At 66.9% G+C, this 13,418-nt stretch carries 10 protein-coding genes; 1 reads left to right on the forward strand and 9 read right to left on the reverse strand.

Features of this window, described 5'->3' with window-relative positions:
- Window positions 1–603: 603 nt before the first annotated feature.
- The 9 genes from ABRP17_RS05970 to lexA all read right to left on the reverse strand — a co-directional run bounded on the left by ABRP17_RS05970 (window position 604) and on the right by lexA (window position 11,663).
- Complete coding sequence (locus ABRP17_RS05970) at window positions 604–1,389, reverse strand: LytTR family DNA-binding domain-containing protein (protein ID WP_349985860.1); 786 nt, start codon at window positions 1,387–1,389, stop codon at window positions 604–606.
- Window positions 1,358–2,374 (reverse strand): sensor histidine kinase, encoded by a 1,017-nt coding sequence (locus tag ABRP17_RS05975; protein WP_372486965.1) that lies wholly within the window; start codon window positions 2,372–2,374, stop codon window positions 1,358–1,360. Before ABRP17_RS05975 ends, ABRP17_RS05970 begins: the two co-directional genes overlap by 32 nt.
- Before the next feature lie 30 nt (window positions 2,375–2,404).
- On the reverse strand, window positions 2,405–3,064 hold the full coding sequence (locus tag ABRP17_RS05980; protein WP_349985864.1) for an alpha/beta hydrolase: 660 nt from the start codon (window positions 3,062–3,064) through the stop codon (window positions 2,405–2,407).
- Window positions 3,065–3,103: 39 nt separating this feature from the next.
- Entirely contained in the window at window positions 3,104–5,011 is a 1,908-nt protein-coding gene (gene mdoH / locus ABRP17_RS05985; protein ID WP_349985866.1) for a glucans biosynthesis glucosyltransferase MdoH, read from the reverse strand.
- Window positions 5,012–5,400: 389 nt separating this feature from the next.
- Window positions 5,401–5,574: a hypothetical protein gene (locus ABRP17_RS05990; protein ID WP_192094228.1), complete on the reverse strand. Its 174-nt coding sequence runs from the start codon at window positions 5,572–5,574 to the stop codon at window positions 5,401–5,403.
- A gap of 206 nt (window positions 5,575–5,780) precedes the next feature.
- A complete protein-coding gene (locus ABRP17_RS05995) occupies window positions 5,781–8,996 on the reverse strand; it encodes an error-prone DNA polymerase (protein WP_349985869.1) in 3,216 nt (1,071 codons plus the stop codon).
- Entirely contained in the window at window positions 8,993–10,411 is a 1,419-nt protein-coding gene (locus ABRP17_RS06000) for a DNA polymerase Y family protein (protein ID WP_349985871.1), read from the reverse strand. Before ABRP17_RS06000 ends, ABRP17_RS05995 begins: the two co-directional genes overlap by 4 nt.
- 9 nt (window positions 10,412–10,420) lie before the next feature.
- Window positions 10,421–11,047: a translesion DNA synthesis-associated protein ImuA gene (gene imuA, locus ABRP17_RS06005; RefSeq protein WP_188325089.1), complete on the reverse strand. Its 627-nt coding sequence runs from the start codon at window positions 11,045–11,047 to the stop codon at window positions 10,421–10,423.
- A gap of 1 nt (window position 11,048) precedes the next feature.
- On the reverse strand, window positions 11,049–11,663 hold the full coding sequence (lexA, locus tag ABRP17_RS06010; RefSeq protein ID WP_188325090.1) for a transcriptional repressor LexA: 615 nt from the start codon (window positions 11,661–11,663) through the stop codon (window positions 11,049–11,051).
- A 190-nt stretch (window positions 11,664–11,853) separates the two neighbouring features.
- Here lexA and ABRP17_RS06015 point away from each other — a divergent pair, with 190 nt between their 5' ends.
- Window positions 11,854–13,368: a catalase gene (locus ABRP17_RS06015; protein ID WP_188325091.1), complete on the forward strand. Its 1,515-nt coding sequence runs from the start codon at window positions 11,854–11,856 to the stop codon at window positions 13,366–13,368.
- The last annotated feature ends 50 nt before the right edge of the window (window positions 13,369–13,418 follow it).

Genomic DNA, 13,418 nt, shown 5'->3' on the forward strand with positions numbered 1-13,418 from the left:
TGACCCCCTCGCGGCTGGCTGCTTCAAGGCTGCTGCGAGAGGGCCGGGCGGTGGGACTGGGCGGGGGACGGCAACAACCGCATCCATGCGGGCCTCGTTTCGCGCCATCCATGGCACTCAACGCCCCCGCCCAGTCCCACCGCCCGGCCCCCTGACAGGTTCCGTGGCCGCCCGCCGCGTATGAAAAAAAAGAAGAAAAGCGGTAGCGCCGAAGGCAGCGGCAGGAGCCGCGGCCAACGTCGCTTGCGACGGCCCGTAGGGTGCCGGTCAGGACGACCGGCATACCCATGGTCGGCGAGCGCAGCGGGCCGTTGGCGGGGACATTCCGCTGAGCACGGCTCGGCGCTACCGATGACAGCAGGCTGTCTGGTGGAGGTAGCCCCTGAGTCAGGGGCGGCCGCGAAGCGGCGGGGTGTGGGTGCTGGTGAGACGGGGCCCACGGTTTGCGCAGCAAAGCGTGGGAGCGGCAGCGCGAATGCGATGACGTGGACCCCGCCATGGATGGCGCGAAACGAGGCCCGCATGGATGCGGATTTTGCCGTACCCCGCCAACCCACCCCGCCCCGCCAGCAAGGAGCCCTGCGGCTTTTGACGTTGACGTTCTTACAGGTGACGCAGATCCTGCCGCAGGGTCGCCACGCAGCGTCGGCTGACTTCCAGCGGTTGCTTGCCATGCCGCAGCACCGCCTGCACTTGGCCGGCGACGCCGCGGCGCAGCTCGATCAACTCGTGGCGGGCGACCAGGCAGTTGCGGTGGATGCGGATGAAGCGGCTGGCGAACTCTTCCTCCAGCGATTTGAGCGATTCCTCGATCAGGTCTTCGCCCCGCGCGTGATGCACCACGACGTACTTTTCTTCCGCCTGCAGATAGTGGATGTCTTCCACCGGGATCAAGCGCAGGCCGCCGCGCAGCCGTGCACAGAGCACGGTGCGGGCACGGCCATCGCCGTTGCCCTGCGACTCGCCCCGGCCAGCCAGGAAGACACGCGCACGCTCCACCGCCGACGCCAGCCGTTCGGGCCGCACCGGCTTCATCAGGTAATCAATTGCCGCGGCCTCGAAGGCGGACAGCGCATGCGCGTCGTAGGCCGTACAGAACACCACGGCCGGTCGTGGCTCGAAGGTGGCCAGGTGGCGCGCCGTCTCCAGCCCGTCCAGGCCGGGCATGGCGATATCCAACAGCACCAGGTCCGGCTGCAGTTCCGCGCAGGCATGCAGGGCCTGCTCACCGTTGGCCGCCTCGGCCACCACCGACACACCGGGAAGCTCGGCCAGCAGCGACTGCAGGCGCTCGCGCGCCAGCGGCTCGTCATCGGCGATCACTACCCTCACGTGGCTCCCCTCTGGTGGACCGGAATCAACGGACCGGCATGGTGATGCGGCATTCATAGTAGCCCCCGCTCCAACCCGCCGTCATCCGCGCCCCGGCACCGAAGCGCCAGGCCAGCCGGTGGGCGATGTTGTGCAGGGCATGGCCGGCGCCCTGGGTCAGTGCCAGCGACGGCGCTTCCGGGTCCGGCGCCGGGTTGCGGATCAGTATCTGCAGCAGCCCCTCCGCGCAGGCAATGTCCAGTTCAATCGTGCCCCCTTCCGGCAGCCGCGAGATGCCGTGCAATACGGCGTTTTCCACCAGGGGCTGCAGCACCAGGCGCGGCATCGGATGCTGCCAGGGCAGGTCGTCCGGACGCTGCCAGCGTACCTGCAGCCGATCCCCCAGGCGCAGCGTTTCGATGGAGAGGTAGCGTTCGGCCAGCTCGCACTCGCCCTGCAGCGTGGAATCGCCGTCGCCGGCACCCAGTGCAGCGCGGAACAGGTCGGATAGATCAAGCACCGCACGCTCGGCGACCACCGGGTCGCGGCGCACCAGGCTGGCGATCAGGTTCATGCTGTTGAACAGGAAATGCGGGCGGATCCGTGCCTGCAACGCATCGGCCTCGGCACGGGCCTTGGCCTGCACCTGCGCCGCCCAGCGGTCACTGACGTAGAAATAGCGCAGCGCCACGGCGCTGATCAGCGCCGTGGTGGCCGCACTGCCCAAGGTGAAACGCCAGAACCCGATACCCCGGGTGAAGCTGTCGCCGAGTACGGCGTACAACGCATGGATGATGCCGGCGCCGAGCACGGCAATCACCGCCGTCAGGCCGATGGCGGCCAACGATCCGGCCACGGGAGGCAACCGCGAAAGCACACGGCGCAGCACGCACAACGCGCCACTGACCGCCAATGCCAGCCACAGCGCAAAACCACTGGCAGACACCAGCCGCCCCATGCTCCAGTGGCGGCTGCCGTCGGGTGCCAGCGCCAACACGACCACCACCAGCAGCGCCAGCCCACACATCGCCGCCAGCCGCGGCAGCCGGCACAGCTCGGGCATCCAGGGCGTGGCGGCGGGCGCATTCATGGCTCAGGCGGCCTGCAGCCGTGCTTGCAGCCAGTCGCCCAGGGCAGTGAGTTCTTCCGCGCAGACCTGGTGGGCCATCGCGTAGGACTGCCATTGCAGCTCCAGCCCCATCGCGCGCACGGCGGCGGCGCTGTGTTCGGCGATCTGCAGGGGGATCACCGGGTCCTGCGTGCCGTGGGCCATGAATATCGGCACCTGGACCGCATTATCAGCACGACGGGCCGTCTCGGCTTCAGGCAGGTACGTCGACAGCGCGATCAAGCCGGCCAGCGGCGCGGTGCGCTGCAGGGCCGCGGTCAGGATCACGGCACCGCCCTGCGAGAATCCCGCCAGGAAGATGTGCTCGGCCGGTACGCCGCGCTCGATCTCCCGATCGATCAGCGCATCGAGTTCAACCACCGATGCGCGTACGCCGTCCATGTCCGCCCGCGAGCGGAAATCCATGCCGACGATGTCATACCAGCCGCGCATCGGCACGCCGTTGTTGATGGTGATCGGGCGCACCGGGGCATGCGGGAACACGAAGCGCAGGGCGGGCCAGCCTGGACGTACCAGCTCGGGCACGATCGGCGCGAAATCATGGCCATCTGCGCCCAGCCCGTGCAGCCAGATGATCGACCACTGGGGTGACGCGCCGGTTTCCAGTTCCACCGTCTGCAACATGTTGCGGCTCCTTCAATACGAGGCCGCATTATGCGCGACTCAGTACAGCCGCGGCTTTTCCATCGCCTCGCGACGCAGCTGCGCGGCGCGCACCAGCACCTGCGGCGGATCGCGCTCTTCGGGGATGTCCATCAGCCGCAGCCGGCGCAGCCAGCTGCCCGGCCCGCGGGAGGACGTCAACGCCACCACCGGGATGGACAGCATCATGCCGATCACCACGGGGGCCATCCACGCGGCCAGTGCCGGCGACACGGCCCAGGCCAGCAGGCCCATGAACGCACCAAACAGGCTGAGACCACCGTAGGCCTTGATCAGCGCGAACCAGTCCACGCCGCCATCGTCACGCTGTTGCGCGTCCCAGCCGGAATCCCGGCCTGACAGCACTTCGGCGACACCGCGGGACTGCACGTACATCACCACCGGCGCCATCAGGGCGGCCAGCACGGTTTCCAGCAACATCGCGATGAACATGCGGACCGTGCCACCGCAGCCACGGCGATCGCCCGGTTCCAACAAGGTGGCCAGGTAGCCGAGCACCTTGGGCATCAACAGCACCGCCATGGTGGCGGCGAACAGCCGCACGACATGGATCTCGTCCTGCGTGCGCCAGTAGGTGCTGGGGGAAAGATGCAGCACCCCGTTAAGATCGATGCCTTCCTGGAACAGCGGGATGGCGATGCCGATCAGCATCAGCATCCCCCACATCGGGGCGGTGAAATAGTGGCCGATGCCGATCAGCATGTGCACGCGGCTGATCCAGTGCAGGCCGCGGCTGCCGACGATCTTGCCGTGCTGCAGGTTGCCCTGGCACCAGCGACGGTCGCGCACCATCATGTCGGTCAGGGTGGGCGGGCCTTCTTCGTAGCTGCCTTTCAGATACGGCACCATGTGCGCCGCCCAGCCACCGCGGCGCATCAGCGCCGCCTCGACGAAGTCATGGCTGAGGACGTGGCCGCCAAACGGTTCGTGACCCGGCAGGGCGGGCAGGCCGGCGTTCTCGGCGAAGGCCACGGTGCGGATGATCGCGTTGTGGCCCCAGTAATTGCTTTCCGCGCCATGCCACCATGCCACGCCACGCGCGATCACGGGACCGTACACGCGGCCGCCGAACTGCTGCATCCGCGAAAACAGGGTCCGCCCACCGACCACCACGGGCAGGGTCTGGATGATGCCCACGTCCGGGTTGTGCTCCATGCCGGCGGCCAGGCGCACGATGGTGTCGCCGGTCATCAGACTGTCCGCATCCAGGATCAGCATCTGCGGATAGTTGCCGCCGAAGCGGCGTACCCAGTCGGCGATGTTGCCGGCCTTGCGTCCGCTGTTGTCGGCACGACGGCGGTAGAACAGGTGGTCGTGCGCGCCCAGCGTCTCCCGCAGTTCAGCGAACACCTGCTCTTCGGCATGCGAAATGTCTTCGCGACGGGTATCACTGAGCACGAAGAAATCGAAGTTGGCGATCTGGCCGGTCGCTTCCACCGATTCGTAGATCGCCCGCAGGCCAGCCAGCAGGCGGCGCGGATCTTCGTTGTAGGTGGGCATCAGCAGCGCGGTGCGCGTGTGCAGCTCAGGCAGCGGCTCGTCCGGATCAATGCCAAGCCGGTAGCCCCGATCGAACACGGCGGTCAGGAAGCCGGCGACGGCACTGGCGAAGGCCAGCGCGATCCAACCGAACAAGCCGACGAACAGGACCAGCAGGCAGGCCTCCAGCACGCTCACCCCGTTCGGGGAGAGCACTCGCCACATCATGATCGTGGCCGCTGAGGTCATCAGCGCGGTGCCACCGAACAGGTAGGCACGGCGCAGGCCGATCAGCCGGGGCGATGTGCGGTGACGACGGATCTTCAACTCGCCCTGATGCAGTTCCTGCTCAGGCATCGGCAAGGGCGAACCACCCGGCAGCGTCGCCAGGCCTGCATCCAGCCTGACGCTATCAAGGGTCTCACTCATCCAGGTTACCTCGCGTCAACGCGCAGTCCAGGTGCACGGTCAGCGCAGGGCGCAGCACCGTACACGTCAGCGTCGCGCACGACGTTATCCAGGGCCCGCAGATGCTTGCTCTCTTTACAGGAACCCACGAACGCTCACCCGGTCGATTCAAAAATTGCACCTCAGTCTAGGACGATGCGTGTAAGTCGAGCGCGAAAGGGGGGCGGTAGCGTTTCCCCCCATTCAGGATACTCCCGCAGGGGGCGCCGCGCACGCATGCGGCGTACAACACGCCGGGTTCATGCGCCGGGTGAGGCGGAACCAGGTGTGCAGATCCGTTCGCCGCGCGATGGTGCGCGGACGGGGCAAGGCATGCGGGTGGGGGCGACGACCCGAGGGTCGTCCCGGCCTCAGCGCGACAGTACGCCTTCGCGCTGGGCGATATCGGCGTCGGCGGCATGACGTGCACGCTCCATCGCCACCGCGATCTGCTGGCGGGCGAGCAGGTGTTGTGCCTGTTGTACTTCCGGGGTGGACAACAGCACCGGACCGGGAGTGGTTTCCACTGTAGCGGACTTGCTCATGCATCCCTCCAAGGACAATCCGCCAGGCCTGGCCTGAGGGGGCTGGGCCGACGGATTGCGCACCCTACCTTAAAACCATGTCAACTGTGTGTAGGGAGTAATGACGATCGCTGGCCGTCATTGGCGGCTTCCCGGTAGTGACGGCCGCTGGCCGTCACTACCGAGCTGACGGCCAGCGGCCGTCACTACCTGACCTGCGGTCGGCATTACCGGAAATCGCGCGAGGGGGCGTTCAGCCCTGCCAGCAGATGGCTGTAATCGCGCAGGTCGCCGGCAATCAGATGGCGGACACCGTCCACGCATTCCCAGCGTCCGCGCACGCCCAGCAGCCGTGATCCCAGCAACGCCTTGCGGCGCCGCAGGGCCAGGTGGGACCACACCACCACGTTGACCATGCCGTGCTCGTCTTCCAGCGTGACGAACACCGTGCCGTTGGCCGTGCCCGGCTTCTGCCGCTGGGTGACCAGCCCGATGGTATGCACGCCGCGCCCGTGCGCCAGCCCGCGCAACTGGCGCGAGTCCAGCGCGCGTTCCTGCTGCAGGCGGGTACGCAGCAAGGCCAGCGGATGTTCGCCCAAGGTCAGCCCGCTGCTGCGGTAATCGGACAGCATCTCTTCGGCCACGTTCGGGGTCGGCAACACGATGTCCTGCTCATCCGGGCTGCCCTGCAGCAGCGGCATGGCCCGCTCGATGCCGGCCACGGCCCAGCGCGCGGCATTGCGGTTGCCCGCCAGCGCGGCCAGCGCCCCGCCATCGGCCAGCACCTGGCGCGCCTTGCCATCCAGTCGCGCGCGGCGGCACAGGTCGGCCACATCGGCGAACGGGGCCTGTGCACGGGCCGCCATCACCGCCTGCGCCGCCGCTTCGCTGCAACCGGTCAGCTGCCGCAGCCCCAGCCGTATCGCCGGCTGCGTGCAGGCATCACCGCCCTCCAGGGTGTTGTCCCAGTCGCTGATGCAGACGTCCACCGGCAGCACCTGCACGCCCGCCCGCTCGGCACTGCCACGGCGGGCGTCCTGCACGATCTGGCTGGCCGAATAGAAGCCCATCGGCTGTGCGTTGAGCAGGGCACAGGCGAACGCGGCCGGCTCGTGCCGTTTCAGGAAACAGCTGATGTACACCAGCTTGGCAAACGAAGCGGCGTGGCTCTGCGGGAATCCGTAGGCACCGAAGCCCTTGATCTGCTCGAAGATCTGGTCGATGAATTCCGAACTGTAGTTCTTCTTTTCCATCAGGCCGCGGATGCGTTCCCGGTGGGAATCCATGTCGCCCCCACTGCGCCATGCCGCCATGGAACGGCGCAGCTGGTCCGCCTCATGCGGCTTGTAGCCGGCATGGATCACCAGCTCCATCACCTGTTCCTGGAACAATGGAATTCCCAGCGTCATGCCCAGGATTTCTTCGATGCCTTCGGACGGGTACGTCACCGCCTCATGGCCCTGCCGACGGCGCAGGAAGGGATGCACCATGCCGCCCTGGATCGGACCCGGGCGCACGATCGCGACTTGGATCACCAGGTCGTAGAAACACCGCGGTTTCAGCCGCGGCAGCATGCTCATCTGCGCGCGCGACTCGATCTGGAACACGCCGACGGTATCGGCAGCCTTGATCATCGCGAACGTGGGCGGGTCATCCACCGGCAGGCGGGCCAGGTCGATGCGATGACCCCGGTGCTGCGCCACCAGCTGCACTGCCTTGCGGATGCAGGTCAGCATGCCCAGCGCCAGGCAGTCCACCTTCAGCATCCTCATCGTTTCCAGATCGTCCTTGTCCCACTGGATGATGGTGCGGTCGGCCATCGCCGCATTTTCCACAGGCACTACCGTGCTCAACGGCGCATCGCTGATGACGAACCCGCCCACATGCTGCGACAGATGCCGCGGATGGTCGCGCAACTGTTCCGTCACCGCCATCACCTGCTGCAGCAGCGGATTGGCCGCATCGAAACCGGCCTCGGCCAGCCGCTGCTCCATCGGCGTCTCGCCGTTGCCCCAGCCGAAGCATTCCGCCAGCAGGGCCACCTGGTCCGGCGGCAGGCCAAACGCCTTGGCCACATCGCGCACCGCACTCTTGCCCCGGTAACGGATGACGGTCGCAGCAAGTGCCGCGCGTTCGCGCCCGTATTTCCCGTACACATACTGCAGCACTTCCTCGCGCCGCTCGTGCTCGAAATCCACATCGATATCCGGCGGCTCATCGCGTTCGCGCGACAGGAAACGCGCCATCAACAAGCGACTCTCCGCCGGGTTCACCACGGTGATACCCAGTGCGAAGCACACCGCCGAATTCGCCGACGACCCGCGCCCCTGGCACAGGATGTCGCGGGAGCGGGCGAAACGGACGATGTCTTCCACGGTGAGGAAGAAGGCCTCGTACTTCATGTCGGCGATCAGCAGCAGTTCGCTGTCGATCTGCGTGGCCACCGCTGCGGGCACGCCATCCGGCCAGCGCTCGTGCATGCCACGCAGCGTCAGCGCGCGCAGCCAGCTGCTGGGCGTATGGCCTGCAGGCACCAGTTCAGCGGGGTACTGGTAGCGCACCTCGTCCAGGCGGAACTGGCAGCGCCGTGCCAGCGCTACGGCCGCATGCAGCAAGGCAGGGGGATGGATGTTGCCCAGCGCGCGCCGCGTGCGCAGGTGATGTTCACCATTACGGAACAGGAAACCACCGCACTCGGACAACGGCAGCACGTGGCGGATCGCCGTCATGGTGTCCTGCAGTACACGGCGACGCCGCACGTCCATGTGCACATCGCCGCAGGCCAGCGCCTCCATCCCGAGCTGCGCGGAAACCGCCAGCAGCTGCGCAAGCCGCGCCGCATCGTCGCGTTCGCGGTGCAGGTGCACGGCCAACCACGTGCGCTGCACGAACACCTGCTGCATCCATCGTGCCTGTTCGGCATCGGGCTGCGCGCCCGGCACCCACAGCGCGAACAGCCCCAGTTCGGCATCGGCTGCACCGCCCAGTACCCGCTCCACATCCTGCCGCGCCAACCGATAACTGCCCTTCCCTGCCGCACGCCGTCCGGCGGTGATCAGCTCGCACAGGTGCACATAGCCACGTTGATTTTCCACCAGCAGCACCAGCTTCAGCCCACACGCCAGCACGAACTCGCTACCGACGATCAACGCCACGCCGGTGGCACGTGAGGCCTCCAGCCCGCGCACGATGCCGGCCAGCGAGCACTCGTCGGTGATGGCCAGTGCTTCATAACCACACTGCTTCGCGCGCACGAACAGGGCTTCGGCACTGGCCGCGCCACGCAGGAACGAGAAATCGGACAAGCAATGCAGCTCGGCATAGGCCGGCAGATCCTGTTCGCGCGGCAGGTCATCATTGGCCGCGGCCAGGCGCTCGCGGGTTTCCCACGCACGCGGCATGCGTTTGCACGGCGCATCGTCGTGTTGTTCGATACGGCTCATGCGAACCAGCCGTGCAGCATCCAGTCACCCTGCTGGCCCGGCAAGGCGAAGGCCCAGGCCTGCTGGCCCTGCGAGGTCTCCAGCACGTAATAGTCGCGGCGTGCCTCCTGCCCATCCCACCAGCCGCTCTCCAACCGCTCCGGTCCCGACACGATGCGCGCACGCGCATCACGCAGCGGCACCGGCGTGGGCAGCAGCCAACACGGACGTGGCGGCCGCACAGGCGCTTGGGCGATGGCCATGCCATCCCCTTCCACGCGCTGCCAGGCCCGTTCCGGGCGCGGGTCACCGGCCGGGCCCACGCGGAAGACCGATGCATCGCCCAACCGGGCACGCAGGCGCTCGCGCAGCTGCGGCCAGGGCAACTGCTGCTGGTTGCGGGTATCGAACAGATCACGGCTGGCCGGTACGAAAGTCGGCAGTTCACGCGCCAACAGGCGCACCGCGACCACCGGCCGGTCGATGCTGGCGCGTTCCAGCCGGTTGCGGGTGAGCTCGAACAACAAGGTCGCATCGCGCTCGGCAGCCAACAGGCCAACCTCCACGTCGGTATGGCCCTCCTCATGCTCCAGCCGCAGCACGAAGCGCTGCACGCCCCCATCGCGGATGGACAGGCTGGTGCACAGATCGCCGATCAAGCGCCGCAACGGGAACAGCAACGCCATGTGGTTTTCCACCTCATAGCCGAGCTCCACGCGCGAATCGAAATGGTCCGGCGGCGCATACCAGGCCAGGGCTTCATCGGCCTGCCCGTACAGCCGGTCCAGATGGTCCAGCAGCGGCAGGCCGAAGCGCCGGCGCAGGCCATCGCGGGGCAGCGCACGCAGGGCGCGCAACGTAGTCACGCCCATGTGCTGCAGCCGTGCACCGTGGTCATCGGGCAGCCGCGCGCGGCGCACCGGCACGCGATCCAGCAGGGCATGCATGGCCGCGATGTCTTCCACGGCCATGCCATCGCGGATACCAGCCAATACCATCGCCGCCCGTGCGGTGGGCGCCATCGCGATGCGGTGCTGGAAACCCAGCGCCTGCAGTTCCTCGCGCAGGCGCGCCTGCAATACCGGCCACGGCCCCAGCAGCTGGAAGCTGGCGCGCACTTCCAGCACGATGCAGCCCGGCCACTGGGCACTCACCAGGGAACTGTGCCGATACGCCCAGCCAGCGAGGAAGCGCTGCCAGCGCGCATCCGCCTGCGCATCGTGCTCCACCATCTGGAAATCCGGCAGCAACGCCAACGCGGCGGTCAGCCGCATGCCGACCTGCAGCCCGGCCTGGACGGCGGCGACGTTGACCGCGTGCAGGGTGCGTAGCTGCGCCGATCCACCGATCAACGCCAGCGGCGTGCCCGGATCAGGGTGACGGCGAAGGACGGCATCCAGCGCCAGCTGCGGCAGCACGATACAGGCCCAGAGCATCGGCGTACCTCACCCGGCCCTCAGGGCAAAGGCCTGCGATGGCGCAGGGCCACCCCGGCACTTACGCACCTGCCACTGCGTGGCGTGGCCTTCGCGCACCGCTTCCAGCCGCAAGGCCGCCGGCGATGGATTGGCTGCGTGCTTGCGGTCGCGCAGCGCGAAGCCCAGGCACTGGCCGGTATCGGCGGCCACCTGCAGGCGGCGCAGTGCCTGCGCATCGGCCTGCTTCGGCCAGCCCAGCACCGCGCCGCAGGCACCGCTGCGCAGGCATTGTTCGAATGCCCACAGGGCATCGCGTGGCGAAGCCTCGATCAACTGCAGGTGCTGCAATGAAACGCCTGCGGCCTGCCACGCCGGGGCATAGGGCAGGTAGGGCGGTGCAATCACCGCCACCGCCGCGCCGGTCTGGCTCAGCCGCGCCAAGGTAGGCAGCAGCAACTGCAGCTCCCCCACCCCATCGGCCGGCAACAGCAGTTCAGTCAGCGCGCGGCGTGGCCAGCCGCGCTGCGGCAGCAACGCATCCAGTGCCGCATGCCCGGTGGACTCGCCTTCCACGCCCTCCTTTGCACTGCCTCGCCCTGCATGCCACAGGGTCTGGCTGGACAGCATCTGCTGCAGGTCGGGCGCGGTGTTCATCTCAGCCCTGCCGGACCAGGCCGCAGTAAACGCCTTCCACGGCGAAATCCTGCCCGGCTTCGATCACGATCGGCGCATGTGCAGGATTGCGCGGCAGCAGGCGCACGCCATCTGCATCCTGTTGCAGACGCTTGATGGTGAGCTCGCCATCGATGCGCGCGACCACCGTCTGCCCATCGCGGGCGCTCGGCGTGCGGTGTACACCGACCAGGTCGCCATCCAGGATGCCGTCATCGATCATCGAATCGCCCTGCACTTTCAGCAGGTAGTCCGGACGCGGCGAGAACATCCGCCGGTCCAGCCAGAGCTGCTGGTCCAGGCCGATATCCGCGCCGATGGGTTGGCCCGCGGCCACCCGCCCCAGCACCGCCAGCGGAAGCAGCTCGGCCGGCTCGCCGGGCAAGGCCAGGCCACGCTTGCGACCCGCCGCCTGCGCCAGCAACCCGGCCTCGACCAGCGCCTGCACGTGTTTCTGCGCGGCATTGCGCGAGGCAAAACCGAAGGCATGGGCGATATCGGCCAATGACGGCGACTGGCCGGAAGCCAGCGCCTGTCGCAACCAGGCCAGTACGGCGGCACGTTGGGGAGGGAGGTCGTTGAGGTCCATGGTGTACATTTGTACACCCTCGCTTTCAGAAAAGCGACAGCCCGATTGTTCAGCCTGACAACCGCTGTCGCTTACGACATGAATCGCGACGCCTGCGTCAGATTATCAAAGCAAGCTATTGATTGAATTATAAAAAACAATTGTTCCTCGGCGCATTCCAACAGGGATGATCCTGACTCGTTTCCCGGAGTCTTTCCCTATGCGCCATGCCTGCCTGCTGGTAGCTGCCCTGCTCATCCCCGCTGCCCCGTTACTTGCACAGACCACGCTGACCCGCGACAACGGCGCCCCGGTGGGCGACAACCAGAACTCCCAGACCGCCGGTGCCACCGGCCCGGCATTGCTGCAGGACGTACAGCTGATCCAGAAGCTGCAGCGCTTTGATCGTGAGCGCATTCCGGAGCGCGTGGTGCATGCACGCGGCACGGGCGTGCGCGGCGAGTTCACCGCCAGTGCCGATGTTTCCGCATTGACCCGCGCCCTGCTGTTCACCCCGGGCGAAACCACCCCGGTGTTCGTCCGTTTTTCCTCGGTGGTGCACGGCAATCACTCGCCGGAAACCCTGCGCGACCCGCGCGGCTTCGCTACCAAGTTCTATACCCGCGAAGGCAACTGGGACCTGGTCGGCAACAACTTCCCGACCTTCTTCATCCGCGACGCCATCAAGTTCCCGGACATGGTGCATTCCTTCAAACCCGATCCGCGTACCAACCTGGATGACGACGCCCGTCGTTTCGATTTCTTCTCGCACGTGCCTGAAGCCACCCGCACGCTGACCCAGTTGTATTCCAACGAGGGCACACCGGCGGGCTACCGCTTCATGGACGGCAACGGCGTGCATGCGTACAAGCTGGTCAATGCTGCCGGTGTGGTGCACTACGTCAAGTTCAACTGGAAAAGCCTGCAAGGCACCCGCAACCTCGATCCGACACAGGTAGAGGAGGTGCAGGGCAAGGACTACAGCCACATGACCCGTGATCTGGTAGACGCCATCAAGCGGGGCGACTACCCACGCTGGGACCTGTACATCCAGGTGCTGGCACCGGAACAGCTGGCCACCTTCGATTTCGATCCGCTGGACGCCACCAAGATCTGGCCTGACGTGCCGGAACAGAAGATCGGCCAGATGGTGCTGAACCAGAACGTCGACAACGTCTTCCAGGAAACCGAACAGGTGGCCATGGCGCCGTCGAACCTGGTGCCCGGCATCGAACCGTCTGAAGATCGTCTGCTGCAGGGCCGCGTGTTTTCCTATGCCGATACGCAGATGTACCGCATCGGCGCCAATGCCCTGCAGTTGCCGGTAAATCGGCCCCGTGTGGCCGTCAACGACGTCAACCAGGACGGCGCCCTGAATGCCGGCCACAGCAACAGCGGCGTGAACTACGAGCCCAGCCGGCTGCAGCCGCGTCCGCAGAGCGCGCATGCGCTGTACAGCAACCTGCCGCTGTCAGGCACTACCCAGCAGAAAGGCATCGCGCGTGAGCAGAATTTCAAGCAGGCCGGTGATCTGTACCGGTCCTACAGCCGACGCGAGCAATTGGACCTGGTGCACAGCTTTGGCCAGTCGCTGGCCGGCGCGGACAATGAAAGCAAGCACATCATGCTGTCCTTCCTGTACAAGGCAGACCCGGATTACGGCACACGGGTAGCCCGCGTGGCCGGCGGTGACCTGGACCGCGTGATGCAGCTCGCCAGCGAGTTGCAGGACTGACCGTCAACGCCAAGGCCGGGCCCTTTCATCAAAGGGCCCGGCCCCAAGGA

The sequence above is a fragment of the Stenotrophomonas sp. WHRI 8082 genome, assembly GCF_040223995.2.
GTDB lineage: Bacteria > Pseudomonadota > Gammaproteobacteria > Xanthomonadales > Xanthomonadaceae > Stenotrophomonas.